The organism is Streptomyces sp. MUM 203J (assembly GCF_022414595.1).
Classification (GTDB): domain Bacteria; phylum Actinomycetota; class Actinomycetes; order Streptomycetales; family Streptomycetaceae; genus Streptomyces.
The window spans coordinates 88283-114536 of sequence record NZ_JADWYO010000011.1 but is presented as its reverse complement, the minus strand read 5'-3'; the positions used below and the strand labels follow the sequence as shown (position 1 = coordinate 114536).

General features: G+C 73.2%; 24 protein-coding genes. 8 read left to right on the top strand and 16 right to left on the bottom strand.

Going from position 1 to position 26254, the window contains the following annotated elements; translation table 11 throughout:
- Nucleotides 1–424: 424 nt before the first annotated feature.
- From I3F58_RS09340 to I3F58_RS09330, 3 genes are read right to left on the bottom strand one after another with little or no spacing between them, the layout of a single operon-like run.
- A complete protein-coding gene (locus I3F58_RS09340) occupies nt 425–1171 on the bottom strand; it encodes a succinate dehydrogenase/fumarate reductase iron-sulfur subunit (protein ID WP_240107812.1) in 747 nt (248 codons plus the stop codon).
- Nucleotides 1168–3117, bottom strand: a complete 1950-nt coding sequence (locus tag I3F58_RS09335; protein WP_240107811.1) for a fumarate reductase/succinate dehydrogenase flavoprotein subunit — start codon at nt 3115–3117, stop codon at nt 1168–1170. Before I3F58_RS09335 ends, I3F58_RS09340 begins: the two co-directional genes overlap by 4 nt.
- Nucleotide 3118: 1 nt before the next feature.
- On the bottom strand, nt 3119–3838 hold the full coding sequence (locus tag I3F58_RS09330) for a succinate dehydrogenase cytochrome b subunit (RefSeq protein ID WP_374207929.1): 720 nt from the start codon (nt 3836–3838) through the stop codon (nt 3119–3121).
- Nucleotides 3839–3935: 97 nt separating this feature from the next.
- On the opposite strand from I3F58_RS09330, the gene I3F58_RS09325 reads away from it, so the two are divergent.
- Nucleotides 3936–4826, top strand: a complete 891-nt coding sequence (locus I3F58_RS09325; protein ID WP_240107810.1) for a LysR family transcriptional regulator — start codon at nt 3936–3938, stop codon at nt 4824–4826.
- Nucleotides 4827–4904: 78 nt separating this feature from the next.
- Here I3F58_RS09325 and I3F58_RS09320 read toward each other — a convergent pair whose 3' ends face one another.
- The 4 genes from I3F58_RS09320 to I3F58_RS09305 form a co-directional block, all read right to left on the bottom strand.
- On the bottom strand, nt 4905–7073 hold the full coding sequence (locus I3F58_RS09320) for an EAL domain-containing protein (protein ID WP_240107809.1): 2169 nt from the start codon (nt 7071–7073) through the stop codon (nt 4905–4907).
- The gene (locus I3F58_RS09315; protein ID WP_240107808.1) at nt 7070–7882 is read right to left on the bottom strand and encodes an SAM-dependent methyltransferase; all 813 of its coding nucleotides are present in this window, start codon (nt 7880–7882) and stop codon (nt 7070–7072) included. Before I3F58_RS09315 ends, I3F58_RS09320 begins: the two co-directional genes overlap by 4 nt.
- A gap of 274 nt (nt 7883–8156) precedes the next feature.
- Entirely contained in the window at nt 8157–9221 is a 1065-nt protein-coding gene (locus I3F58_RS09310) for an SCO0930 family lipoprotein (protein WP_240107807.1), read from the bottom strand.
- A 424-nt stretch (nt 9222–9645) separates the two neighbouring features.
- Complete coding sequence (locus I3F58_RS09305; RefSeq protein WP_240107806.1) at nt 9646–10068, bottom strand: hypothetical protein; 423 nt, start codon at nt 10066–10068, stop codon at nt 9646–9648.
- A gap of 103 nt (nt 10069–10171) precedes the next feature.
- On the opposite strand from I3F58_RS09305, the gene I3F58_RS09300 reads away from it, so the two are divergent.
- Both I3F58_RS09300 and I3F58_RS09295 read left to right on the top strand, forming a co-directional pair.
- Nucleotides 10172–10936, top strand: coding sequence for a DUF4239 domain-containing protein (locus I3F58_RS09300; RefSeq protein WP_240107805.1), 765 nt, complete (start codon nt 10172–10174; stop codon nt 10934–10936).
- Nucleotides 10937–11227: 291 nt separating this feature from the next.
- Nucleotides 11228–11743, top strand: coding sequence for a hypothetical protein (locus I3F58_RS09295; RefSeq protein ID WP_240107804.1), 516 nt, complete (start codon nt 11228–11230; stop codon nt 11741–11743).
- Nucleotides 11744–11874: 131 nt separating this feature from the next.
- On the opposite strand, the gene I3F58_RS09290 is transcribed toward I3F58_RS09295, so the two are convergent.
- Entirely contained in the window at nt 11875–12369 is a 495-nt protein-coding gene (locus tag I3F58_RS09290; RefSeq protein ID WP_240107803.1) for a hypothetical protein, read from the bottom strand.
- Between the two features lie 321 nt (nt 12370–12690).
- Between I3F58_RS09290 and I3F58_RS09285 the strand changes: the two genes are divergently transcribed.
- Nucleotides 12691–13353, top strand: coding sequence for a class F sortase (locus tag I3F58_RS09285; RefSeq protein WP_240107802.1), 663 nt, complete (start codon nt 12691–12693; stop codon nt 13351–13353).
- 43 nt (nt 13354–13396) lie between these two features.
- On the opposite strand, the gene I3F58_RS09280 is transcribed toward I3F58_RS09285, so the two are convergent.
- Together I3F58_RS09280 and I3F58_RS09275 are read right to left on the bottom strand one after the other, a co-directional pair.
- On the bottom strand, nt 13397–14296 hold the full coding sequence (locus I3F58_RS09280; RefSeq protein ID WP_240107801.1) for a polysaccharide deacetylase family protein: 900 nt from the start codon (nt 14294–14296) through the stop codon (nt 13397–13399).
- A 129-nt stretch (nt 14297–14425) separates the two neighbouring features.
- Complete coding sequence (locus I3F58_RS09275) at nt 14426–15613, bottom strand: CapA family protein (protein ID WP_240107800.1); 1188 nt, start codon at nt 15611–15613, stop codon at nt 14426–14428.
- 288 nt (nt 15614–15901) lie between these two features.
- On the opposite strand from I3F58_RS09275, the gene I3F58_RS09270 reads away from it, so the two are divergent.
- The 3 genes from I3F58_RS09270 to I3F58_RS09260 all read left to right on the top strand — a co-directional run bounded on the left by I3F58_RS09270 (nt 15902) and on the right by I3F58_RS09260 (nt 18367).
- The gene (locus tag I3F58_RS09270) at nt 15902–16510 is read left to right on the top strand and encodes a sigma-70 family RNA polymerase sigma factor (protein WP_240107799.1); all 609 of its coding nucleotides are present in this window, start codon (nt 15902–15904) and stop codon (nt 16508–16510) included.
- A 179-nt stretch (nt 16511–16689) separates the two neighbouring features.
- Nucleotides 16690–17172, top strand: coding sequence for a hypothetical protein (locus I3F58_RS09265; RefSeq protein WP_240107798.1), 483 nt, complete (start codon nt 16690–16692; stop codon nt 17170–17172).
- A 109-nt stretch (nt 17173–17281) separates the two neighbouring features.
- Complete coding sequence (locus tag I3F58_RS09260) at nt 17282–18367, top strand: glutamate--cysteine ligase (protein WP_240107797.1); 1086 nt, start codon at nt 17282–17284, stop codon at nt 18365–18367.
- A 236-nt stretch (nt 18368–18603) separates the two neighbouring features.
- Here the strand turns inward: I3F58_RS09260 and I3F58_RS09255 are convergent, their stop codons facing one another.
- The 4 genes from I3F58_RS09255 to I3F58_RS09240 all read right to left on the bottom strand — a co-directional run bounded on the left by I3F58_RS09255 (nt 18604) and on the right by I3F58_RS09240 (nt 22831).
- Nucleotides 18604–19815: a sensor histidine kinase gene (locus I3F58_RS09255; RefSeq protein WP_240107796.1), complete on the bottom strand. Its 1212-nt coding sequence runs from the start codon at nt 19813–19815 to the stop codon at nt 18604–18606.
- Nucleotides 19812–21611 carry a cation acetate symporter gene (locus I3F58_RS09250; RefSeq protein WP_240107795.1) on the bottom strand — a complete coding sequence of 600 codons (1800 nt, stop codon included), beginning with the start codon at nt 21609–21611 and terminating at the stop codon, nt 19812–19814. The genes I3F58_RS09255 and I3F58_RS09250 overlap by 4 nt, the downstream gene beginning before the upstream one ends.
- Nucleotides 21612–21619: 8 nt before the next feature.
- Nucleotides 21620–21973 carry a hypothetical protein gene (locus I3F58_RS09245; RefSeq protein WP_240107794.1) on the bottom strand — a complete coding sequence of 118 codons (354 nt, stop codon included), beginning with the start codon at nt 21971–21973 and terminating at the stop codon, nt 21620–21622.
- Nucleotides 21974–22069: 96 nt separating this feature from the next.
- Nucleotides 22070–22831 carry a LytTR family DNA-binding domain-containing protein gene (locus I3F58_RS09240; protein WP_240107793.1) on the bottom strand — a complete coding sequence of 254 codons (762 nt, stop codon included), beginning with the start codon at nt 22829–22831 and terminating at the stop codon, nt 22070–22072.
- Between the two features lie 108 nt (nt 22832–22939).
- Between I3F58_RS09240 and I3F58_RS09235 the strand changes: the two genes are divergently transcribed.
- On the top strand, nt 22940–23218 hold the full coding sequence (locus I3F58_RS09235; RefSeq protein ID WP_240107792.1) for a hypothetical protein: 279 nt from the start codon (nt 22940–22942) through the stop codon (nt 23216–23218).
- 3 nt (nt 23219–23221) lie between these two features.
- Here the strand turns inward: I3F58_RS09235 and I3F58_RS09230 are convergent, their stop codons facing one another.
- Complete coding sequence (locus I3F58_RS09230) at nt 23222–24082, bottom strand: Fpg/Nei family DNA glycosylase (protein ID WP_240107791.1); 861 nt, start codon at nt 24080–24082, stop codon at nt 23222–23224.
- Between the two features lie 40 nt (nt 24083–24122).
- Nucleotides 24123–26213 (bottom strand): SpoIIE family protein phosphatase, encoded by a 2091-nt coding sequence (locus I3F58_RS09225; RefSeq protein WP_240107790.1) that lies wholly within the window; start codon nt 26211–26213, stop codon nt 24123–24125.
- Nucleotides 26214–26254: the final 41 nt, after the last annotated feature.

The following is a 26254-nucleotide window of genomic DNA, read 5'->3' as shown; positions in this document are numbered from 1 at the left end:
GCCTCGTGCACGGCGCCTGAGTGGACCGCCGCGGCGGCGGCCGGAGCGGCGGCGAGGCCCGCGGCCGCCCCGGCGGCGGCGCCGACAGCGCCGAGGGCGCGGCGTCGAGTGATTCCGGACATGGTGAAGTACCCCCAAGAGACGAGTGCAGTGGTGAGGTGCACCCGGGGCCGTGGTCGGCGGCCCCGGTGAGGCATATGCCTATCGCCCTTGCCCAAGTGGGGGAAATTTCCGGAACGCGGTGGGCCCCTAAGCGGACAACCCCGTCTCAAATGTCCAGAGTTGAACGAAGTTGATCTTGCGGTGAGCCATACCCCCGACCCGTAACTGAGAGCGTTCTCCGGATCACTCATGTGACCGCCAGGTGAAGATTCTTTCGCGTGGCGGCCACATGTGTGGCGGGGGTCACCCGGTGAGACTGGCCTTAAACCGCCCCGCGCCGGGCGGCCCTCAGCCACTCCCGGTTCATCGCCGCGATCGACGGCAACGGGATGCCCTTCGGGCAGGCCGTCGCGCACTCTCCCGTCAGGGTGCAGCCGCCGAAGCCCTCCGCGTCCATCGCGGCCACCATGTCCAGGACCCGGCTCTCCCGCTCGGGCGCGCCCTGCGGCAGGACGTTCAGGTGGTTGACCTTGGCCGAGGTGAACAGCATCGCGGAGCCGTTGGGGCAGGCCGCCACACAGGCGCCGCAGCCGATGCACTCGGCGTGCTCGAAGGCACGGTCGGCGTCGGCCTTCGGGACCGGCGTGGCATGGGCCTCGGGCGCGGATCCGGTGGGCGCGGTGATGTAGCCGCCCGCCTGGACGATCCGGTCGAAGGCGGACCGGTCCACGACGAGGTCCTTCACCACCGGGAACGCGGCGGCACGCCACGGCTCGACATCGATGGTGTCGCCGTCCTCGAACGACCGCATGTGGAGCTGGCAGGTCGTGGTCCGCTCCGGGCCGTGCGCGTCGCCGTTGACGACGAGACTGCACGCCCCGCAGATGCCCTCGCGGCAGTCGTGGTCGAAGGCGACGGGGTCCTCGCCTCGCAGGATGAGCTCCTCGTTGAGGGTGTCGAGCATCTCCAGGAACGACATGTCCGGCGAGATGCCGTCGACCTCGTAGGTGCGCATCGCACCATCGGCGTCCGCGTTCTTCTGGCGCCAGACGCGCAGGGTGAGCCTCATGCGTAGCTCCGCTGGGTGGGGTGGACGTAGTCGAAGACCAGGTCTTCCTTGTGCAGGACGGGGGCCGTGCCCGTGCCGCCGAACTCCCAGGCGGCTGCGTACGAGAACAGCTCGTCCCGGCGGGCGGCCTCGCCCTCCGGGGTCTGGGACTCCTCACGGAAGTGACCGCCGCAGGACTCGGTGCGGTGCAGTGCGTCGAGACACATCAGCTCCGCGAGTTCCAGGTAGTCGACGATGCGGTTGGCCTTCTCCAGGGACTGGTTGAACTCCGCGCCGGTGCCCGGGACCCTGATGCGGCGCCAGAACTCCTCACGGATCTGCGGGATGCGGTCCAGCGCCTTGCGGAGCCCGGCCTCGGTGCGGGCCATGCCGCAGTGGTCCCACATGAGTTCGCCGAGTTCGCGGTGGAACGAGTCGGGGGTGCGGTCGCCGTCGACGGCGAGCAGCCGACGCAGCCGCTCCTCGGTCCCCGCGACCGTCTCCGCCACCGCGGGGTGGTCCGCGGTCACCGGCTCGGTCCTCGGCGCGCGGGCCAGGTAGTCGTTGACGGTGGCGGGCAGCACGAAGTAGCCGTCGGCCAGGCCCTGCATGAGCGCGGAAGCGCCGAGCCGGTTGGCTCCGTGGTCGGAGAAGTTGGCCTCGCCGATCGCGAACAGGCCGGGGATCGTGGTCTGGAGGTCGTAGTCCACCCACAGGCCGCCCATCGTGTAGTGCACGGCCGGGTAGATCCGCATCGGCACCTCGTACGGATCCTCGTCGGTGATCCGCTGGTACATGTCGAAGAGGTTGCCGTACCTCGCCTCGACGGCCTTCCGGCCCATCCGCCGGACGGCGTCCGCGAAGTCCAGGTAGACGCCCTGGCCTCCGGGACCCACCCCCCGGCCCTCGTCGCACACGTTCTTGGCGGCGCGGGACGCGATGTCGCGCGGGACCAGGTTGCCGAAAGCGGGGTACGTCCGCTCCAGGTAGTAGTCGCGCTCGCCCTCGGGGATCTCGTGCGGCGGGCGGGTGTCGCCCTGCGCCTTCGGCACCCAGATGCGGCCGTCGTTGCGCAGCGACTCGCTCATCAGCGTCAGCTTCGACTGATGGTCGCCGGTGCGCGGGATACAGGTGGGATGGATCTGGGTGAAGCACGGGTTGGCGAAGTAGGCGCCGCGCCGGTGCGCCCGCCACACCGCGGTGGCGTTGGAGTTCATGGCGTTGGTCGACAGGTAGAAGACATTGCCGTAGCCACCGGTGGCGAGGACCACGGCGTCCGCCGTGTAGGTGTCGATCCGGCCGGTCACCAGGTCGCGGGCGACGATGCCCCGGGCCCGTCCGTCGACGACGATCAGGTCGAGCATCTCGGTGCGGGGGTGGAGTTCCACGTTCCCGGCGGCGATCTGCCGCGACAGGGCCTGGTAGGCGCCGAGCAGCAGCTGCTGGCCCGTCTGCCCCCTCGCGTAGAAGGTGCGGGACACCTGGACCCCGCCGAAGGACCGGGTGTCGAGCAGGCCGCCGTACTCCCGGGCGAAGGGGACGCCCTGGGCGACGCACTGGTCGATGATCTCGACGGAGATCTGGGCGAGCCGGTGCACGTTGGACTCGCGGGCGCGGAAGTCCCCGCCCTTGACGGTGTCGTAGAAGAGCCGGTGGATCGAGTCGCCGTCGTTGCGGTAGTTCTTGGCGGCGTTGATGCCGCCCTGCGCGGCGATGGAGTGGGCGCGGCGCGGGGAGTCCTGGTAGCAGAACTGGACGACGTGGTAGCCCTGCTCCGCGAGGGTCGCGCCGGCGGAGCCGCCCGCGAGACCGGTGCCCACGACGATGACGGTGTGCTTGCGGCGGTTCGCCGGGTTGACGAGCTTCGCTTCGAAGCGGCGCCGGTCCCAGCGCTCCGCGATCGGCCCGGCTGGGGCCTTGGAGTCGGTGAGCGGCTCACCGGTCGTGTACGAGGCGTAGGCACTCATGTCAGCTCACCACTCCGGTCATGACGGCGACGGGCACGGCGACGAACCCCGCCGTGAGCAGCAGGGCCAGGGTGTTGGCGGCGGTCTTCAGGGCCCGGTCCCGGCGGGCACTGCCGGCGCCGAGGGTCTGGGCGGCGGCCCAGAAGCCGTGCCGGATGTGCAGGCCGACCGCGAGCATCGCGACGAGGTAGATCGCATTGCCGTACCAGGTGGAGAAGGTGGCGACGACGTTCTCGTACGGGTGTCCCGGCTGGGCGTTCGGGTTGACGGTCAGCGTCGTCAGGTCCAGCAGGTGCCAGACGACGAACAGGGCGATGATGACGCCGCCCCAGCGCATGGTGCGGGTCGCGTAGCTCGCGCGGCGCCGCTTGTGCACGTACGCGACGGGTCGGGCCCCGATGTCGCGGCGGCTGAGCTGGTACGCGCAGACACCGTGGGCGGTCACCGCGGCGAGCAGGACGAGGCGGACGAGCCACAGGCCCCACTCGTGGTGCAGGACGGGGTCGCCCATGGTGCGCAGCCAGCGGCCGTACGCGTTGAACTCGCCGGGGCCGAAGAACACCTTCAGGTTGCCCATGACGTGGGCGACGAGGTAGCCGAGCAGGATCAGGCCGCTGACGGCCATCACGGTCTTCTTGCCGAGGGTCGAGCCGAGGAACCTCGGGGGGACGGGTGGTGTCCGGTCGGTGCCGGGTGGTCGGGTCCGCGTTGCCAGAGCCATGGCACGGGACGCTAGGGCCGCAGGTCCCGAGAGGTCCAAGACATGGTCGGCCTGCTCTCCATAGCCCTTGCCTATCACTGCTGCTTATCGTGGCAGCATGCAGTTTCAGCAGCTCGTGTACTTCGTCGCCGTCGCCGAGACCCGGCACTTCACCCGGGCCGCCGAGCGGGTCCATGTGTCGCAGCCCTCGCTTTCGCAGCAGATCCGGGCACTGGAGAAGGAGCTGGGGGCGGAGCTCTTCAGCCGGGCGCGGGGCAACATCGCGCTGACGGACGCGGGTGAGGCCCTGCTGCCGCTGGCCCGCCGGATCCTGGCGGACGCGGACACGGCCCGGCACGAGGTGCAGGAGCTGGCGCAGCTGCGGCGGGGGCGGGTGCGGCTGGGGGCGACGCCCAGCCTGTGCACGGGGCTGCTGCCGGAGGTGCTGCGGGCGTTCCACGACCTGTACCCGGGGATCAGGCTGCTGGTCGAGGAGGGCGGGTCGCACGATCTCGTGAGGGAGCTGGCGCGCGGTGCGCTGGACCTGGCGCTGGTGGTGCTGCCGCTGCCGGCCCCGTCACCGGCACTGACGACGGTGGAGCTGCTCCAGGAGGACCTGGTGGTCGTGTCGTCCGCGGCGGACCCCGCACCCCGGCGTCCCCTGCGGATCGCGGATCTGGAGGGGCGGCCGATGGTGATGTTCCGGCACGGGTACGACCTGCGGGAGCTGACGGTCGCGGCGTGCCGGGCGGAGGGCTTCGAGCCGTCCTTCACGGTGGAGGGCGGCGAGATGGACGCGGTGCTGGGGTTCGTACGGGCGGGACTGGGGCTGGCCGTGGTGCCGCGCATGGTGGCGGCGCGGGCGGGCCGTGACGTGCGGGTCACGGCACTGGCACCACCGGGGCTGCGACGGACCGTGGCGCTGGCGCACCGCAGCGACGTGGCGCCGCCGCGCGCCGCGCGGGAGCTGCGACGGGTGCTGCTGCGGGTGGGGGTGGGGGGCGGCTGAGGCCACCGGGCGCCACCCGGACCCGCCGCGTCGGCCCCCGCCCGCCGGACCGTGCCGCACCGGGTACGCCGGGCCCTGCTACACCGCGTCCGCCAGAGCCAGCGTGTGGATGCTCTCCGGGGTCCCGGGGCGGGCGTAGTACCAGCCCTGGGCGGTGTCGCAGCCCAGCGCGCGGAGCTGTTCGGCCTGCGCGGCGGTCTCCACGCCCTCCACGGTGACCGCCAGGTCCAGGCTGTGGGCGAGGCTGACGATGCCCTCCACGATCTTCAGGTCGACGGGGTCGCACGGGTGCTGCTGCATGCCCCGGGTGAAGGACCGGTCCAGTTTGAGCACACTGACCGGGAGGCGCCGCAGGTTGGCGAGGTTGGAGTAGCCGGTGCCGAAGTCGTCCAGGGCGATGTCGACCCCCATCTCGGACAGTTGCCGCAGCGGTTTGAGCCGGTCCTCGTCGGCACCGATCAGCGCGGACTCGGTGACCTCCAGACACAGGGCGCCCGGAGCGAGGCCCGAGTGCTCCAGGACGTCGGAGATGTCCGCGACGAGGCCCGGGTGGTGCAGCTGCGTCGGCGACAGGTTGACGTTGATGCGCAGCGGCCCGCCGTCGGTGTGGCTGTGTTTCCAGAACCGGGCCTGCCGCACCGCCTCCTCCAGCACCCACCGGCCGAGCGGCACGATCAGCCCGGTGTGCTCCGCCAGCGGGATGAACCGGTCGGGACCGAGCACCCCGTGCTGGGGGTGGCACCAGCGGACCAGCGCCTCCGCACCGTGCACGCTGCCGTCACCGAGGTGGACGAGCGGCTGGTACTCGATGAAGAACTCGCCCCGCTCCAGGGCGGCGGGCAGGGCCGTGGTCAGCCCGTGCCGGGTGATGGCGCGGGCGTCGGCCTCCGGGTCGGCGCGCTCGAAGCGGTTGCCGCCCGCCGACTTGGCCCGGTACATGGTGATGTCCGCGCTGCGCAGCACCTCCGCCGCGCCGCGCTCGCCGGCGCTGCCCTCCACGATGCCGATGCTGCCCCGTACGGTGATGTCGCGGCCGTCCAGGCTGATCGGGGCGGCCAGGGCGGTGAGGATCCGCACGGCCAGCTCCTCCGCGTCCCGCGCGCTCACGGACGGTCCGGTGGTGAGCGCCACGAACTCGTCGCCGCCGAGCCGGGCGACCATCTCACCGGGCGCGGTGGCGCAGTGCTCCAGCCGGTCCGCGACCTCCACCAGCAGCCGGTCGCCGGCCGCGTGGCCGAGGCTGTCGTTGATGGCCTTGAAGCCGTCGAGGTCCAGGTAGCACAGCCCGAACCGGGAGCCGTCCCCGGCCGCCAGGGCCTTCTCCAGCCGCTCGGAGAACAGGCTCCGGTTGGGCAGTCCGGTCAGCGCGTCATGGGTGGCCTCGTACCGGAGACGGAGGTTCAGCAGCCGCCGCTCGGTGGTGTCCTCCATCAGCGCGAGCTGGTACTGCGGCCGGCCCTCGGTGTCCCGGAGGAGCGAGACCGTCAGATTCGTCCACAGGACGGTGCCGTCGGTCCGGTAGAACGGCTTCTCGACCTGGAAGTGCTCGCGTTCGCCGCGGACGAGTTCGCCGTACAGCTTCCACACGTGCGGGGCGTCCTCGGGGTGCACCCACTCGGTGACGTTGCGCGCGCGGACCATGGTCTCCAGGCCGCCGAACATCCGGGTGAGGGCGTCGTTGACGTCGAGGACGTTGCCTTCCAGGTCCGCGATGCCGATACCGATGGCCGCCTCCTCGAAGACGGCGCGGAACCGGGCCTGGCTGGCGTGCAGTGCCTGCTCCGCGAACGCTCGGGCCGTCAGCGCGGAGCGGGCGATGGCCTCCTGCTCGCTGAGGGTCCGTTCGCGCAGCGCGCGGGCGAACCCGGCGGCCAGTGCGTGCTGGAGGCGGGCGCAGCGGGCCCTCAGGTCCTCGGACCTGGTGCTGTCGTCTCCGCCGCAGTACAGCACCAGGTAGGAGTCGACCACGCCGAGGGTGCGGCTGAGCGCGTCCGGGTCGGTGCAGTGGGCGTCCACCAGCCCGGCCCCGACGCCCTGGGCGGGCACGGGGTCGAAGGGTGAGGCGTGCAGCGCGGCACTGAGCCGCCGGGCGAGCGGCAGCAGATGCTGTTCGAACTCGGTGCGCGTCATCGACGTGGCGGTCACCGGGAAGATGGCCCGGCTCCAGATGGTCGCGAACCGCCGGAGTCTGTCCTCCAGGGCGTCCGGACCCGCCGTGGGTCCGGACGCCCGCTCCCGTGCGTTCACTCCTTGCGCCCCACCCCGGCGAAGCCCGAGAAGGCGTACGGATCCTCCTGCTCGGGCGCGCTCTCCGGACGCCAGCGCGGCGGCGCCACCAGGCCCGGCTCGACCGTCTCGAAGCCGTCGAAGAACCGGGCGACCTCATCGCGGGAGCGCATCACCAGCGGATTGCGGATGTCCCGGTAGACGCCGACCGTGCCGCCCGCCTGCTCCTGCGGGACGGGCACGCCCTCGTACGAGGCGTGGGTGAGGAGCAGCAGGCTCCCGGGCGCCAGCGCGTCACGGAGTTCGGCCACGGCGCTGTACGGGTCGTCGGCGTCCTCCAGGAAGTGCAGGACGGCGACGAGGAGCAGGGCCACGGGCCGGTCCAGGTCGAGGAGTCCGGTCACCTCGCGGCTGCCGAGGATCTCCTGCGGCTTGCGCAGGTCCGCCGCGACGATCGCGGTGCGGTCGTTGCCCTCCAGGACGGCCCGGCTGTGGGCGACGGCGACCGGGTCGTGGTCGACGTACACGACGCGGGCCTCGGGGTCGGTCCGCTGGGCGACCTCGTGGACGTTGCCGAACGTCGGTATGCCGGAACCTATGTCGAGGAACTGGGTGACGCCCTCGTCGAGCGCGTACCGCACCGCGCGCCGCATGAAGGCCCGGTTCGCCTGCATGATCTTGGGGAGGCCCGGCATGAACTCCATTGCCTTGCGGGCGGCTTCCCGGTCGGACTCGAAGTTGTGGGAGCCGCCCAGGTAGTAGTCGTAGATACGGGACACGCTCGGCACCGAGATGTCGATGCCCGGCGGTGCCCAGGCGGGACGCTCCATCGTTGACTCCCACAGTCGCCACGGTTGTTCGGCCATGACCATGCACATGGCCGGTGTTCGAGCCGAGGCTACTGATCGCCCGGCAAGAGGGCGAGTGGAAACGGAAAAATGCGATCCGTTCTTGGTCACAGACCGCTGGCACGTGCGCGTTCCCGGACGGGCTCACGGTGCCGTGTACGGCGGGCGAACGGGCGTGCGCAGGCGGCCGGCCCGCCGCTCCCGCGAGGGATGGGGTGCGGCGGGCCGGCCAGGCCGGAGACGCGCGTGGGGGACTCTACTCGGGCGCTCCGACCAGCTTCCCGTCAGGGGCCACGGCGTACCAGCTGCCGCCGACGCCCTGCCCGTTGGTGTCGCCGGGCTTCTTGTCCCCGGCGAAGGTGTAGAGCGGCCAGCAGTCGATGGTCTGCTGCTGGATGCCGTCGGGGCGCTTGAAGGTCACGTAGCCGCGGTTGGCGCCGGAGCCCTCGAAGACGATGCCCTCGGTGTCGTTCTTGTCGACCGGTGCCACCGCCGGCCACTTCTCCAGGCAGTCCCCGGTACAGGCGGTCTTCATGGGCCAGGCGTTGTCCTTGGTGAACCGGTAGACCGTCATGCCCTTGCGGTCCACGACGATGTCGCCCAGTTTCGGATCCTTGCGGACGGACAGGCCCGCCCGGTCGGCAGGCTGCGCGTCGCCGCCTCCCTCGTCCTCTCCCTCGCCTCCCTTGTCGTATTCGCCCCCTCCGCTCTCCTTCTCCTTGCCCGCGTCCTTGTCGCCGCCCTTGTCCTCGTCCCACTCCTTGCCCGGCTCGGCCTTGCTGCCGTCCGGGGCCGCCGCGTACCAGGTGCCGCCCACCCCGTGGCCGTTCACATCGCCGGGCTCGGCGTCCTTCGCGTACCGGTACATCGGCCAGCCGTCGACGGTGAGCTGCTTGGTGCCGTCGGCCCGGGTCAGCACGCCCAGCGCCGCGGGATCGACCCCGGCGGGCGGCTTGGCGCCCTCGGCCGACACGACGGGCCAGGCCTTGGCGCACTCCCCCTCGCAGGCGGACTTGGGCGGATTGGCGGAATCCTTGTCGAAGCGGTACAGCGTGCGGCCCTCGCTGTCGGTGAGGACCGTACCCTTGGCCGAATCCTGGGTGCCGAGCTGCCCGGCTGCCGTGGTCTCCGCGGAGGCGGCGGCGTCCGTGCCCTTGCCGTATCCGGCGCCGTAGCCGTCTCCGTATCCCGACCCGCTCCCCGCCGGAGCGGCGGCACCCACCGACTGGCTGCCCAGCCCCTGCTCCTGCCCGCATGCCGTCAGAGACATCATCGCCGCAGCGGTCGCCACCGCCAGAGCGGCGTTACGCCAGGTCTTCATTCTCAACTCCCGTCGCCGTGAAGGTCGTCAGCGGCGTCCGCGGTGCGCCGTTTCATGGCCTTAGGTACGGGCCGGAGGGCGGCGGGCGTTCAAAGCCCCGGGAAGTTCCCGGGCGAATTTCTCCTCCGGGGGCTTCGGGGAGGTCTGCGGGGAGCTGTCCGACGGACCGTCAAGTCCGTTACGGCAGGGCCGATCACGGACAGGCCGGACACCGGTCAAGAGGGGTGTTCCCGCGACGGGCGTTCGAAGGGAACGCTCCATCAGGCGAATCGCGCCGCGAACCGGCCTGCGCGCTCGTTGGTCCGATCATGCTCTTGCGCGTGTACGGCCCCCCTGTCGCGCGGGTGCTGGCAGGAGCGGCACTGGCCTGGCCGCTCGTCCTCACCCCCTTCCTCGCGCCGTCCGCCGCGGCGGACGCCTGCGCCTACGCCTCGACCGGGCCCGGCGGGGTCACGGCCACCTCGGCTGCGGGCGGCGGTGCGACCTGCACGCCGCCGCCTTCGCCGCCGCCCACACCTCCGCCCTCCTCGCCGGCGCCCCCGCCGTCCCCGGCTCCCGCGCCTCCAGATCCCCCTCCGCCGCCGCCCTCGCCCCCGCCGTCTTCGACTGCGCCCCCGAGGCCCGCGTCCGCTCCCCCGCCGGTGCGGCGTGCCGCGCCGCCCCCGCCGGTTCCGGCCCCGCCCCCTCCCCCGCCGCCGGCACCGGCCCTGCCCCCCTCGCCCTCACCGTCCCCGGCTCCGGCGGCGTCACCCGCTCCGGCATTCGCGCCGCTGCCCTCGTACCGCCGGGTGCAGCGACCGAAGACGAAGAGCGGCCCCTCGCTGGTGACGGTGGTGCTGCTGATCACGGCGCCCGCGGTCTTCGCCGCCGCCGTCCTCCGCCCCCGTGGCCGCTGAGCGGCCCCGGAACCGCACTCGTGCCCGACCGACCGTCCGGAAGAGGAGACTCTCTTGTCGCAATGGCTTGCTCTCACCCTCGCGATGGGCGCCGCCTGTGCGGTCGTCCTCGCGATCGTCTTCATCAATCACCGCCGGGTCGGGGACGACGACGACCCCAGCGAGACTCCCGACGTCATCGAGTACATGACGATGATGATCGGCGTCGTGTACGCGATCGTGATCGGCCTGGCGATCGCCGGCGTCTGGGAGGGCCGGGGTGCCGCCCAGGAGAGTGTGCGCCAGGAGGCACAGGCGCTGCACGAGGTGCGGGTGCGCTCCGAGGCGTGGCCACAGGATGTGCACGAGCGGATCTCCGCCGACGTGGACGCGTACGTCCGGCAGATCACCGGGCCGGAGTGGCGGACGATGGCCGACACCGGAGAACTCACCGACAAGGGCGCGCAGTTGCTGCTGGAGCTGCGCCGCACGGTCACCGAGTACCGTCCGGCCGACGAGTACGAGGCGGAGGCGTACCAGCCGATGGTCGATCAGGTGGCGGCGGCGGACGACGCGCGCAGCGCCCGGGCGGACGCGGCGGGTGAGACCATGCCGGGCGTCGTCTGGTTCGGGCTGATCACAGGCGCGATCATCGCGGTGGGGCTGATCTTCACGCTGCAGATCCGGCGGACGTCGCGGGAGCTGCTCCTGGCCGGTCTGTACAGCGCGCTGATCGCGTTCCTCCTGTTCCTGATCTGGTCGATCGACGCACCGTTCGGGCGGGGGGTCGCCGCGACGACTGAGCCGTTCCAGGCCCTGTTCCCGGGCGTGGCCTCCTAGCGGGACCGGGCGGTGCCCGGCGGATCACTCCTGCTTCCGGACCGGGTGCGCCTCGCGCCGGTGAGCGAGCCGGTCCCCGCGGACCGGGTGTGGTCCGCCGGACGCCGCGTACCCGACGGTCCGGGGAGGCGCAAGCGGGGTGACCCGCCCGTGTGGCGGAATGCCCCGTTCGCCCTACCGGGCTCGCGGGGCGAAGGGGGCGCTCCTAGCGTTCCGGACCGAGAGGGTCATTCACATCGTGCCGCGGGAACCCGTTCCGCGGCCGCCCCTCGGGACCGGAGGCTCACGACCATGCGTGCGACAGGTGCCGCTTCCGCCGCCCTGCTCGGAGCGGCGGCTTTCGCCCTCACCACTCCGACCACGGCCGCCGCTCAGGAATCCTTCACCGTCTCCCCGTCGACGGTCAGCCCCGGCGGCCGGGTCACGCTCTCCGCGCCGGGCTGTCCAGGGACCGCGATGGCCTCGGCAGCGGTCTTCGACACGGTCACGATCCCGGCGGGTGGCTCGGCCACGGCCACCGTCGACTGGGACGCCCGCAGGGGCACCGTCTACACGGTGTCGTTCACCTGTGCCGGGGGCGCGCCCGGTACGGCCCGGCTGACCATAGCCCGGGCCCCGACGACCAGCTCCACCGCGGTGCCGACGCGGACGGTCACGGTGACGCCCTCGGGCGTACGGGGCGGACTTGGCGGCAGCGTCGGCGGGTGGAACGCCGGGGAGCTGGCCGGGGGCGCGGCGCTGGTGGCGGCTGCGACGGCCGGAACAGTGCTGATCATCCGCCGCCGGGCCGTGAACCGCCGCCACTGACGGGCTCCGGCGTCCGGGACGGCCGGCCCTGCCGACGCGCCCTGGGACCCGCCCTCCGACGCCATCGCCCCGAGTCCTGGCCGGGACTCGGGGCGACGGGCGTATTCGGCCGGGCCGGGAGGTTCGGCCGGTCAGGCCTTTCCGCCGCTCAGGCTGCGGCGACGGCTGATGAACAGCGCGCCGCCGAGGGCCGCGGTGCCCACGAGTCCGGCACCGACGGCCATTTCGGTGGAGCTGGGGGTCACGGAGCCGCCGAGGCCGCCTTGCGCGCCCCGGCCGGGGACGACCCGGAACGAGGCGGTGGCGACCCGTGAGCTGTCGTTGCACCGGACGGCCAGGTTGTACCGCCCGGGCGTGGCGTGGTCGAAGACCCTGGGCGTGGCGGTCTGGCCCGAGGAGGTGACCGTCAGGTGCGTCCTGGGGAACGCGTTGGATGTCACGGTGCCGCCTCGGTTGCACCCCTCGACGTGCACGTTCAGGACACCGCCCTGGTGCACGACGGAGGGGGAGACCGAGAGGTCGGTCGGACCGTTGCCGCCGTTGCCCCCGGCGGCGGCGAGCGGGGCGCCCAGCCCCAGGACCGCGCAGGCGGTGGCGGCCACCGCGAGGGCGCGTGAAGCATGCATCTTGAACCTCCAGCGGAAGGCGCCCCAGAGCGGTGCTCTGCGGAGTCGACGATTACGCCTTCCATGAGGAACCCTCACCAAAGAGTCGGATCATCGCATTCCGGGACTGCGCCACCCCGGTGACCCGTCCCGCCCGGGCCACCGACGGGACTCCTGACGGCATCGCAGGTCACAGAGCGTCAGCCCGGCGTGTCGCGCATTTCGCGATGACTCGGATGGGCCATCACCCGTCCGCCGCGCCGCCACCCGTTCGCCTCCTCTCTGATCGCCGGGCGGGCGCCGGGCGCTTACCGTGCCGGGAGAGGTCACGAAGGGAGAAGCATGGGCCGCCTGGACCGCAGTGGCTGGGACGTGATCAAGGGACGCCGACCGTGGGGGGCTCTGACGCTCGTCCTGCTGACCGGCGTCGCGATGATGCGCAACGGCGTGGACGAGCCCTCGGGCCCGCCGCAGCCGGCCGCCGCGGTGGCGCCACAGGCCGGGCAGGTGGTCGCGGCCCCGACCCCGTCGGCCGGGCTGCGGCCCCTGGAGTACGCGCCCGCGTCACGGGTGCGGATCGAGTCGCTGAACGTGGACGCGCCGGTCATCGACGTGGGGCTGGACGCGGACGGCTGGATCAGCGCGCCCCCGCCGCAGGACCCGAATCTGACGGGCTGGTACCAGAACGGCATCTCGCCGGGGCAGCGCGGTACGTCGGTCATCGTCGGCCATGTCGACAACAAGGCCGGGCCTGCGGTGTTCTACGGCCTCGGGGCGCTGAAGCCGGGCCGCCGGGTGGAGGTGACCCGCTACGACGGCCGGGTCGCGGTGTTCCAGGTCTACGGCGTCGAGGTGTTCTCGAAGAACGACTTCCCCGGGGTACGGGTCTACGGGGACACCGGCCACCCGGAGCTGAGGGTGATCACCTGCGGCGGCGGCTACTCGCGAGCGGGCGGCTACGACGGGAACGTCGTGGTCTTCGCCCGCCTGGTGGACACTCGCTGAGCCCCCGGTCCGGGGGCCCGGCCCCCGGATTCCGGGCGCTTGGTCAGCGGCGCGGCACCGTGATGTGGTAGCCCTCGTCGATCAACCGGGGCAGGTACGTCCGCAGCGCCGCCACGGACTGCGAGCGGTCGCCGCCCGCGTCGTGGCTGAGGACCACGACACCGGGCCCCGCCCCGTCCAGGACGCGGCGCACGATCGTGTGGGCGCCGGGTTCCTTCCAGTCCAGGGTGTCCACGGTCCAGGCGAGCGGTTCCATGCCGAGTCCGGCACCGATCTCGAACGAGTGGCGGTTCCAGGCGCCGTACGGCGCCCGATACCACAGCGGGGCGGAGCCGACGGTCTGCTCGACGATGTCGCTGGTGGCGCCCAGCTCCCAGCGGATGCGGGAGGGCCGGAGCTTCGGGATGAGCGGGTGCGACCAGGAGTGGTTGCCGATCACATGGCCCTCGTCGGTCATCCGCCGCAGCAGGTCGGGATGGAGCGCGGCCATCTCGCCGCAGACGAAGAACATGGCACGGACCCGGTACAGGCGCAGGGTGTTCAGGATGCCCGGGGTGTAGCGGGGGTCGGGTCCGTCGTCGAAGGTGAGGACCATGGTGTTGCCGACACCGGAGACCCGCAGGAAGGGCCGCTGCCGGACCGGGGGAAGCACGGGGGTCCGCTCGACGCGGGAGGGGGCGTACGAGGTCATCGGCTGGAGCCGGTACGGCGAGGGACCACGACGCGGCCGGACCGCCGCGGGCCCGGGCGCGGGGGCGGGGGCCGAGGAGGCCGGGGACGGGGACAGCGAGGGGAACGGGGAGGATGAGGGCCGGGCGGGGGCGGCGGCGCCCGGGGGACCCGTCCGGTCGGTGCTGAACAGTCCCACGGCGGTGGTGGCGCCCAGGGCGGCGGCGATGCGCAGCACCATCCGCCGCCCTGATGGCATCTGATCCTTTTTCATGACAGATACTCCGCACGGGCGACGTGTAAAGCGTATGAACGACGCCGGGACGGCGGGCGATTGCACCCGATGGGAGGAGCCGCGGTGGTGGGGTGACGGCCGCGGGACGACAGCCCGCAGCCCCCGGGATCAGCGGCCCATGCGGAGCCCGTCGGCCGCCGCGCCCCGGCTGAGGACGGCCGCGCTGATCCGGTCGCGTACGACGGTGAGGCCGGTGTCCCCGGCCTCGACGGCGGCGTTCAGGTCGACGACGCGGTTGCCTCCGGTGTCGAACCACTGCGGCAGGTACTCGGCGCGGGTGATCCGCCAGCGCCCGCCGGGCCGGGCGGGCGGGGTGAAGGTGAAGCGGCCGATGCTGCCCTCGTTGCCACGCGGGTCGGCGGCGCCGGAGTGGTCGACCATGCGCCCGGCGATCTGGTCGCCCATGCCGTAGACGATCCACGTGCCGTTGACCTTCTCGTATGCCTGGGGCACGTGGGCATGGGTGCCGAGGATCAGGTCGATGTCGGGACGGCCTCCGGAGGCGGACGCGGTGAGGGCGCGGCCGAGGGTGAGCTGCTGTGCGTCGGGGGCCGTCTGCCACTCGGTGCCCCAGTGGAGGCTGACGACGACGATGGCGGCACCTGCCGCACGGGCGGCCCGGGCGTCGCCGGTGATCTGGTCCTCGCCGATGAGGTTCACCGCCCAGGGGCGGCCCTCGGGCAGCGGGATGTCATTGGTGCCGTAGGTGTAGGCGAGGTGGGCGACCCTGGTGCCCCCGGCGTCCAGGAGGGTCGGGGTGGCGGCCTCGCGGGCGGTACGGGCGGATCCGGCGTGGCGTACGCCCGCCTCGTCCAGGTGGCCGAGGGTGCGGCGGATGCCCTCCGCGCCGTCGTCGAGGGTGTGGTTGGAGGCGGTGGAGCAGGAGTCGTAGCCGGTGGCGGCGAGGGCGGCGGCGATCTGGGGCGGGGAGGTGAAGGACGGGTACCCGGCGAAGGGCCCGCCCACCTCGCCGTACACGGTCTCCATGTGGCAGATGGCCAGGTCGGCGCCGGAGACGACGGGGCGGACGGCGGCGAGCATGGGGCGGAAGTCGTAGCCGTCGCCGTGCGCGTCGATCCCGCCCTGCCGGATGATCGAGTCGTGCGGGAGGACGTCGCCGGTGGCGACCAGTGTGAAGGGACGGGCGGCGGCGCCGGGCCCTTCGGCCGGGACCGGTGAGGGCCCCGGGACCGGGCGTCCGGGCGCCGGGAGGCCGGCGCAGGCCGCCGCCAGGGCTGCGAGCAGGGCGGCCGTGGCGGTGCGGGCGGCCGTCCGTCGCGGGCTGCGGAGGGACATCGGGGGCTCCCTGGGCGTAGGGGGGTGGGTGTGGGCTCCGAATCCACAGCACGGAACCGGATCAGTCCATCCGATTCGTATGACAATCTGACAGGTTTGCCGGAATGGCCCAGCCTCACCGATCGACCGCCCGTACGCAGCACCACCCGCACGAGTGACCGTTCACCGCACCACTCGTCGCGCCGTGCGACCGCTCGCCGCACACCACGGTGCGTTGCCTGTCCCTGCGGCCCCGAATGCGCTCGGATACCCACCGTGGCTCGTTGAGCGGCGGAAAGGGTGTGAACGATGACCACGGCGACCACCGACGAACGCGCGCTCGCGCGGCTCCAGAGGGAGCACGGGCCGGCGCTGCTGAGCTTTCTGCTCGGTCTGACCTACGGCGACCGGCAGCGCGCCGAGGATCTGCTCCAGGAGACCCTGCTGCGGGCCTGGCAGCACCCGGAGGCCTTCGAGGCGCCGTACGAATCGATGCGGCCCTGGCTGTTCACGGTCGGCCGGCGGCTGGCCATCGACGCCCGCAGGTCCCGGCTGGCCCGCCCGGCGGAGATCGGTGACGGGGTGCTGGCCACCACCCCGGACCCGGCGGACGCCACCGAGTCGGCGGTGGCCGCGCTCGACGTCCGGGCGGCGGTACGGGAACTGAGCCCGGAGCACCGCGCGGTGCTGGAGCGGATCTACTTCGCCGGGCTGACCGTGAACGAGGCCGCGGCGGAACTGGGTATACCGGCCGGGACGGTCAAGTCGCGCTCGTACTACGCGCTGCGGGCCCTCGGGCGCGGGCTGCCCGGCTACAGCCGGAGCGGAGCGGCGCCCCGGGCCGGGGGCCCGGGGCGTGGTGAGCACCCGTCACGCGGTGAGCGCCCGGCGCGGTCGCGACGTACCGCGCGTCCCTGAAGTCCCCCGGCATACCCCCCTTCTCACGCGCAACGGCGCGGACGGGAACGTATGCGAAACCACACCGTCAAGTTGTGCAAAGAGCGGCCACCCGGCCCCACTCTCGGTGGAGGCTCGTCCTCTAGGGGTGCGTGGCCGAGTTACGCGCGAAGAAGTACGTTCGGGAGAAGGTGGGAACGTTGCGGCCCGAGAGCACGAACGGCACCGGCGGGGGCGGGGTCGCCGTCCCGATGGACTGGCTGTGTGCCGAGTACCTGGCCGATGAACTGCTGAGGGCGGGCGGTCTCGTCGAGACCGGCTCCCTCGAACATGTGGCGGGCCGCCGGACGCTCGCCCTGACGATCTACCTGTGTGACGGAGCCGCGCCGGAGGAGCGGCTCGACGAGTGGCTCGACCGCACCTCGTACGACCACCCCTGGCAGGACTGGGTGCGGGACCGGCTGACCGCCCGGCGGCTACGGGACGGGGACGGCGAACCAGGGGTCGCGCTGGCCCTGGAGACCTGGCGGCTGCTGGAGGAGACGCATCTGCTCGCCGCCGACCTGGGCGCGCTTCCGGCGGCACCAGGGGTGGGCGTGATGGTGGACGAGTCGGCCCGGGTCTGGCTGCCGTCGTGGCAGCTGGGCCTGCCGCTGGGGCACCTGGCACTGCACCTGTACTGAGCGCGGGCCCTTCGGGGGCCGAATCGCGCTGTTGCCCGTGCCCGGGGGCACGGTCATCCTGAGGGGGCAGCCGGCACCGGCCGGCGGCACTCCGAGCGGGGGTGGTGGGGTGGCCGGAGCTGCGGGGCCGACCATGGGTGTGGAGGAGGAGTTCCTCCTGGTGGACGCGGCCGACGGCCGGCCGGTGGGATGCTGCGAGACCGTCCTGGACGCGGACCGGCACCGCGGCGCCTCCGCCACCGCGCCGGAGTTCCAGCGGGAACTGCTGTCGACGATGGTGGAGACGGCGAGCGGGGTGTGCGACAGTCTCGCCCGGCTGCGCGCCGAACTTGCCGCTTCGCGGGCCCGGCTGGCCGCCGCGGCGCGCAAGGCGGGGGTGCGGCCGGTGGCCAGCGGCACCGCCCCGATGGCCGCGTCGGCCCGGACGGTGACCCCCACCCGCCACTACCGCCAGATGGCCCGCCTGTACGGGCGCCTCACGGACGAGACGGAGACCTGCGGCTGCCATGTGCATGTGGCCGTCCCGGACCGGGACACCGCCGTCGCGGTGCTGAACCATCTGCGGCCGTGGCTGCCGGTCCTGCTCGCCCTGTCCGCCAACTCGCCCTTCCACCAGGGTGCCGACACCGGGCACGCGAGCTGGCGCACGCTGGTGCTGTCCCGCTGGCCGACCCATCAGATCCCGCCGTACTTCGCGTCCGCGGCGCACTACGACCGCACGGTCGCGGAGCTGCGGCGGTCGGGGGTGCTCCCCGCGCGGGCCGCCAACGCGTACTGGTTCGCCCGGCCCTCGTCCCATCTGCCGACCGTGGAACTCCGCGTGGCTGATGTCACGCCCAGTGTCGACGAGGCGGTTCTCCAGGCCGGATTGAGCCGGGCCCTCGTGGTCACGGCGCTCGACGCGGTCCTGCGGGACGTGCCCGCACCCCGGCTGCCGGACCACATGGCGGGTGCCGCGCTGTGGACCGCGGCACGGCACGGGCTGCGCGGCCCGGCCCTGCACCCGCTGACCGGCCGCCGGGTGCCCGCCACGGAGGCCCTGCGGGTGCTGCTGGGCCACGTCGGCCCGGTGCTGGAGGATCTCGGGGACGGGGAGGAGGTACGGGAGCTGGTGGCACGGGTCCTGGCGGAGGGGACGGGGGCGGAGCGGCAGCGGCGTCGGGGGGTGCGGTGCGGGGCGTGGCCCACTCTGTAGGTGCCGCCTGGCGGTGTGCTCTCCCCTGCCCCGCCCCTTCCCGAAGAGCCGCTGCTCCCCCGGATCCCGGATCCCGCCCCCGCACCGCGCCCGGCGGCACTGCCCTCCGGGCTCCTGGCCGGCTGGATCACGCCTCGCGGTGCTTGTCCCCCGGAGAGCGGTCGGGCCGGAGGTGCGGGCCGCCCGGAGTCCCGCCCAGCAGGCGTTCCGCGGCGGCCCCGCCGCCGGACGGCGTTCTACACGGCCGGGCCCCCGGGGTGGACGCCCGCGTGGTACTTCGGCACCCGGATCGTGACCTTCATCCCCGCGCCGACCCCGGTCTCGACCACGAGCCCGTACGCGTCGCCGTACACCTGCCGCAACCGCTCGTCGACGTTCGGCAGGCCGATCCCGGAGGACCGCGGTCCCTCCCCCGCGAGGATCGCTCGCAGGACACCCGGGTCCATGCCGACTCCGTCGTCCTCGATGGTGACGACCGCCTCCGAGCCCGCGTCCCGTGCGGCGATGGTGATGCGGCAGGCCGTACGGGAGTCCTCCAGACCGTGTTTGACGGCGTTCTCCACCAGCGGCTGGAGGCACAGGAACGGCAGCCCGACCGGCAGGACCTCGGGAGCGACCTGGAGGGTGACCTGCAGCCGGTCCCCGAAGCGGGCCCCGGCGAGCGCCAGGTACTGCTCGACGGCCCGCAGTTCGTCGGCCAGCTGCGCGAAGTCCCCGTGCCTGCGGAACGAGTAGCGGGTGAAATCCGCGAACTCCAGGAGCAGTTCGCGGGCCTCCTCGGGGTCGGTACGGACGAAGGACGCGATGGCGGCGAGCGAGTTGTAGATGAAGTGCGGGGAGATCTGGGCGCGCAGGGCCCGGATCTCGGCCTCCATCAGCGCCCGGCGGGACCGGTCGAGTTCGGCCAGTTCCAGCTGGACGGAGACCCACCGGGCCAGTTCGGTCGCGGCGCGTGCCAGGACCGCCGACTCGCGGGAGCCGTACGCGACGAGCGCGCCGAGCACGCCGTCCTCACCGGTGAGCGGGGCGATGACGGCCCACCGCAGGGGGCAGTCCGGGTCCGGGCACTCCGCGCGCACGCTCTGGCCGCGCCCCGAGTCCAGCACGTCCGCGACCCGTTCCATGACCTGAGCGGTGTGGTGGGCGCCGCCCGGGCCGTCCCAGGCGAGGACGGCGCTCCGGCCGGTGAGGGCGAGTGCCTCGGTGCCGAGCAGGGTGCGCAGCCCGCGCGCGGCCTTGCGGGCGGTGTCCTCGGTGAGCCCGGCACGCAGGGGCGGAGCGGCGAGCGACGCGGTGTGGAGGGTGTGGAAGGTGGCGCGTTCCACGGGTGTGCCGAGGTCCATGCCGTCCCGCCCGCCCCGGAGAGCGGTGCGCCGCCCGACGACGAAGCCCGCGGCGAGCAGCAGGGTGCCGGTCGCCACGAGTGCGGCGAGGGCCGTGCCGGTCATTCCCGGCTCCCGGTGCCGACGTCGGGGGCCCTGTTCCCGGACCCCCCGGTGTGCCCCTCGGCCTCGGCTGCCGGACGGGGTGAGGTGAGTCCCTCCGGCAGGTGCAGCCGGGCCATGAGGGCCTGGGTGCCGGGCGGCACGCGCCGCGGCGTCGCCAGGGACACGGTCACCATCGTGAGAAAGCCCAGCGGCACCGACCACACCGCCGGCCAGGCCATCAGGGTGTGCGGCCAGCCCTCGGGCGCCAGCCCGGCGCGGGTGGCCAGCACGGCCGTGAGCGCGGCGCCGCCGCCCGTCAGCAGCCCTGCCACCGCGCCCGGCGGGGTGAGCCCGCGCCACCAGATGCCGAGCACCAGCAGCGGGCAGAACGAGGACGCCGACACCGCGAACGCGAGCCCCACCGCGTCCGCCACCGGCACCTTCGTGGCGACGGCGCTCAAGCCCAGCGGCACCGCCATCGCCAGCGGGGGCGCCAGCCGGAAGTGCCGGACGCCCCGGGACGGCAGCACGTCCTGGTGCAGCACCCCGGCCACCGCCATGGTCAGTCCGGAAGCGGTGGACAGGAACGCCGCGAAGGCCCCGCCCGCCAGCAGCGCCCCCAGCAGGTCCCCGGTGAGCCCGCCGACGACCCGGTCGGGCAGCACGAGCACGGCGGCGTCGGCGGCGTCGGTCAGGGCGAGTTCGGGCGCGTAGATCCGGCCGAGCGCGCCGTACACGGGAGGCAGCAGGTAGAAGGCGCCGACCAGCCCGAGGACGACGAGCGTGGTACGACGGGCGGCCCGTCCGTTGGGGCTGGTGTAGAAGCGCACGGCGACATGCGGCAGCCCCATGGTGCCGAGGAAGGTGGCGAGGATCAGTCCGTACGTCGCGTACAGCCGGTGCCCGTCGTGGCCGCCCGCCAGGGGGCCGGACCAGCCGAGCGCACCGCGACGGGCGTCGCCGTCGCCGGGGGCGCGCTCCGGCACGCGGGCACCGGCCGGGAGGCCGAGGGTGGTGCCCGCCTCCACGTGGTGGACGCCCTCGCCGAGGGTGACGGACCGGTCCTCGTACGACCGGGAGTCGACGCGTCCGGTGACGGTCACCGTCAGCGGCGCGTCGAGGGCGACCCGCACCGTGTCGTCGAGTCGTACGGTGGTGTGCTCGCGCAGCACGGCGGGTGCGTCGAACCGGGCGCGGGGCGTGCCGTCCGCGACCCAGGCGGCGGCCAGGAACAGAACAGGCACGAGAAGTGCGGTGAGCTTCAGCCAGTACTGGAAGGCCTGGACGAAGGTGATGCTGCGCATGCCTCCCGCGGCGACCGCGCCGGTGACGACGACCGCGACGAGGAGACCGCCCACCCAGTCGGGTGCGCCGGTCGTGATCTCCAGCGTCAGCCCGGCGCCCTGGAGCTGCGGCAGCAGGTAGAGCCAGCCGATGCCGACGACGAAGACGCCGGCCAGGCGCCGCGCGGGCCGCGACTCCAGGCGGGCCTCCGCGAAGTCGGACAGGGTGTACGCGCCGGACCGGCGCAGCGGCGCGGCGACCAGGACCAGGAGGACCAGGTATCCGGCGGTGTAGCCGACGGGGTACCAGAGCAGGTCCGGTCCCTGGAGGAGGACCAGTCCGGCGATGCCGAGGAAGGAGGCCGCGGACAGGTACTCGCCGCTGATGGCGGCGGCGTTGAGGCGGGGGCCGACGGTGCGGGAGGCGACGTAGAAGTCCGAGGTGGTGCGGGAGATCCGCAGGCCGAGCGCGCCGAGGAGGAGGGTGACGAGGACGACGCCGGTGACGGCGACGACCGCGTAGGCCTGGTGCACGGGCGGGGTCACCTGCCTTCGACGAGGCGGGTGAAGTCGCGTTCGTTGCGTTCGGCGCGGCACACGTACCAGCGGGCGATCAGCCACATGACGGGGTGGGCGGCGAGGCCGAGGGCGGCCCAGGCGAGGAGTCCGGCGGCCGGGGCCGAGCCGTCCCGGGACAGAGCCCCGGGGAGGGCGAGCAGCAGCGGCAGGGTGCCGACCAGCAGGGCGAGGGTGGCGAGCGCGCTGAGCGCGGCCCGCAGCTGGCTGCGCATCAGGGAGCGGACGTAGGTGTGGCCGAGGGTGGTCTGCTCGCTGATCTCGGAGCGTGCGGGGGCATGGCGCGGCGGGCGGCGGACGGCGCGCGGTACTCCGGTCACGGTCTCCCGGCGGGGGGTTGCGGGGGGTATCGGGCGCTCTGCTGACACGAGCGTGGAGTCTACGCAGCGGTCCGGTGCGCAGGTAGGCGGGCGGGGTCAGCTCCGGACGTGCCGCATCAGCAGGTCCCGCAGCTGGCGGGCGTGGCGGCGGCTGACGGACAGTTCGGCGCTGCCGACCCGTACCGTGGTGGCGCCGCGGTCCAGCCGCAGTTCGTCGATGCGGCCGAGCGCGACGAGGTGGCTGCGGTGGATGCGGACGAAGCCGCGCTCCGCCCACCGTTCCTCCAGTGTGGACAGCGGGATGCGGACGAGGTGGCTGCCCTCGGCCGTGTGCAGGCGGGCGTAGTCGCCCCGGGCCTCGACGTACGCGATCTCGTCTACCGGCACGAAGCGGGTGACACCGCCCAGTTCGACGGGGATCTGGTCGGCGACCGTGGCGGTCGCCGTGGCCGTCCCGGCGGGCGCGGGCCGTGCCAGGTCGCTGACCCGGCGGACCGCCTCGGCGAGGCGTTCCCGGCGGACCGGTTTGAGGACGTAGTCGACGGCCTTCAGGTCGAACGCCTGGACGGCGAAGCCCTCGTGAGCGGTGACGAACACGACCAGCGGCGGTTCCGCGAACCCGGCGAGGAGGCGGGCGACGTCCAGCCCGGTCAGTCCGGCCATGTGGATGTCGAGGAAGACCACGTCGACGGCGTCCTCCCCGTCGGGGCCCGCCTCCAGGGCGAGGCCGATACGGCGCAGGGCCTCGGTGGCGTCGGTGGCGCCCTCCGCGGTGCGCACGCGCGGGTCGGAGCGCAGCAGGTAGAGCAGCTCTTCCAGGGCGGGTGCCTCGTCGTCGACGGCCAGTACGCGCAGCATGCAGCGGAGTGTAGGCGGGGGTGCGTTGAGCGAGAAGCGGTCGCGGTACGTATCGGGCGGGGAGGGGTAGTCGGGCGCGGCGGACAGGCTGAGCGAGGGTGTGAGGGTGTGACGGAGCGGCACGACGCGGTGGGGGCGTACGCGCTGGGGGTTCTGGAGCCGTACGACGCGCTGTGCTGTGCGGAGCACCTCGCGGTGTGCGGGGCGTGTGCGCTGCGGCTCGCGGAGCTGGCCGAGGTGGCGTCGGCGCTGGCGCAGCTGACGGGGCGGGAGCCGCTGGATCCGCCGGTGTCGTACCGGGCGGGCCACGGCGTGCCGCATGTCGGGCGGCGGCTTCGGGTGCGGGACTGGCTGGGGCGGTGCGGGCGCCGCCGGACGCGGCGTTGAGCGCTACTTGAGGAGCCGGGACAGGCGGCGGTCCGCGAGGACCTTCCCGCCGGTCTGACAGCGCGGGCAGTACTGCAGGGAGGAGTCGCTGAACGACACCTCGCGGATGGTGTCCCCGCACACCGGGCACGGCTCGCCGCTGCGGCCGTGCACACGCAGCCCGCTCTTCTTCTCGGCCTTGAGCTGCCCGGCGGCCAGCCCGTGAGCGCGGGCCACGGCGTCCCGGAGCGTGCCGCGCAGGGCCCGGTACAGGGTGGTGAGGTCGTCGTCGGTCAGGTTGGCGACGGGCTTGAACGGCGACATGCGGGCGGCATGCAGGATCTCGTCGCTGTAGGCGTTGCCGATGCCGGCGAGGACGGCCTGGTCGCGCAGGGCGCTCTTGATCTGCCGCCGCTCCCCCGCCAGGGCGGCGGCGAGGGCGTCCCGGTCGAAGTGCTCGGCCAGCGGGTCGGGGCCGAGGCGGGCCACGCCCGGTACCTCGGCAGGGTCGTGGACCAGGTACACGGCGAGCCGTTTCGTGGTGCCCGCCTCCGTCAGGTCGAACCCGTCGCCGCCGGTGAGCGCGACCCGCAGGGCCAGCGGCCCCTTGCCCGGGCGGGGCGGTCCGGAGGGCAGGACGTCCCGCCAGTGCACCCAGCCCGCGCGGGCCAGGTGGAACACCAGGTGGAGCCCGTCGGCGGTGACGTCCAGGAACTTGCCGTGGCGGCCGACGGCCGTGACGGCGGTGCCGTCGAGGGCGCTCAGCGGCGGGTCGTACGTCTTGAGGACGCTGACGGCGGCGGGCAGCACGTGGGCGATCTCCTGACCGGCGAGACGGCCGTCGAGGAACGCGCGCAGCGCCTCGACCTCGGGCAGCTCTGGCATGTCTCCAGCGTGCCCGAGCCGCCCGCGCCCGGCATGTCCGTCACCCGGCGGGCCGTGACGGCTCCGCGCCCCGCTCCGGCAGGACGAACTCGCACCACACGCACTTCCCGCTGCCGCGCGACTCCACGCCCCATCCCTCCGACAGGCGGTCCACGAGCAGCAGCCCGCGTCCGTTGACCCCGTCGTCCCCCGCCTCGCGGCGGCGCGGCAGGACGCTGGAGCGGTCCTCCACCTCCACCCGCAACCGCCGTTCGGGGCCGGTGAGCATCCGCAGGGTGACGACCGCCCCGCCGTCGGTGTGCAGCAGCGCGTTGGTGATCAGCTCGTCGGCGGCCAGTTCGATCTCGTCGGCCCGCTCCCGCCCTCCCCAGGCCCGTACCGCCGCGCGGATCATATGGCGGGCGGAGCGCAGCGCCTCGGGGTCGCTCTGTGCGACATGCTGCTGAAGCCTGCCCCCGGCCTGCGGGGCGTAGCCGCCGCGGCGGCGCAGCAGCAGGATCGCCACGTCGTCGTCACCGCCGCGTTCGTCGACGACGTCGCACAGGTGGTCGGCCAGGGTCTGGAGGTCCTCAGGACCGTTGCGTACGAGCGCGGTGAGCCACTGCATGCCCTCGTCCAGGTCGGATCCGGGCTGTTCGACGAGGCCGTCCGTGTAGAGGAGCAGGGTCTGCCCCGGGTCCAGTTCGAGCATGGTCACCGGGTAGTCGAGGGCCCCGAACTCGGCGGAGAGGCCGAGCGGCAGGCCGCCTTGGACGGGCACGCGTCGGCAGCTGCCGTCCGCGTCCCGCAGCAGCGGGTCGACATGGCCGGCCCGCACCACCTGGACGACACCGGAGGCCAGGTCGATCTCCAGGTAGGTGCAGGTGGCGAAGCGGTCGGTGTCGAGTTCCCGGAGGAAGACGGAGGCCCGTGCCATGACCGTGGCGGGGGTGTGCCCCTCGGCGGCGTAGGCGCGCAGGACGATGCGCAGCTGGCCCATGACGGCGGCCGCGTGGGTGTCGTGGCCCTGGACGTCCCCGATGACCGCGCCGACCCGCCCGCCGGGCAGCGGGATGACGTCGTACCAGTCTCCGCCGATGTCCCGGCCGAGCCGCCCGGAGCGGTAGCGGACGGCGATCTGCGAGCCCGGCACCTCGGGAATGCGACGCGGCAGCATGGCCTGCTGGAGACCCTCCGCCAGGTCGTGCTCCTGCTCGTACAGCATGGCGCGCTGGATGCTCTGGCCGATGCTGCTGCTGAGGGCGACGAGGACGTTCCGGTCGTCGGCGGTGAAGCCGTACTTGTCGCTGTAGAGCAGGCCGAGGGCACCGATGGGGCGGGCCTGGGCGATCAGCGGCAGATAGGCGGCCGAGGTGATGCCGAGGCCGGTGATGTGCGGCCACAGGAGGGGGTAGGCGGCGGCGAAGTCCTCGGGCGACTCGATGAAGCGGGGGGAGAGCGTGCGGATGACCTCGCTCATGGGGTACTGCTGGTCCACCCGGGTGTAGCGGGTGCCGGGGACGAACGAGCCGTCGGGTCCGTCCGCGACGAGGTGGATGCGCCCGGACTCCAGCAGGCCCATGACGACGCTGGTGGCGCCCAGGTGCGCCAGACCGTGCGAGTCGCGCAGCACGTCGATGACGTCCTGGACGGTGCGGGCGTGGGCGAGGGCGGCGGTCGTGGACTCGACCACGCTGGTGAGACGGCGGCGCTCGGTGTCCACCTCCAGCCGGGCGGTGGCCTCCGCGAGTTCCTGCGTGGCGTCGCGGACGATGCCGATGATGCGGCGGGGCCGTCCGGACTCGTCACGCCGGATGAAGCCCTGGGTGTGGGTCCAGCGCAGTTGTCCGTCGCGGGTGCGGATGCGGAAGTAGGCGCCGTAGTGGCTGGCGCCGCTCTTCAGGGCCTGGGTGACCATGCCGTCGAGGCGGACCGACTCGCCGGGCGGGACCCTGCGGGAGAGGCTGGCGGGCTTCCCGTCGTACTCGTGCGGGTCGATCTGGAACACGTCGAGAGCGACCTCGTCCATGTGCATCAGCCCGGTGTCGAGGTCCCAGTCGAAGCTGCCCATGCGGTTGAGGGACAGCCTCAGATCCGGATGGGCGGGCCAGTCCTCGGGAAGCGACAGGGCATCCGCTGCCGGATCAACCATGGGACCACTTTGTCATCATTCGACCGGTTTATCGACTCCGT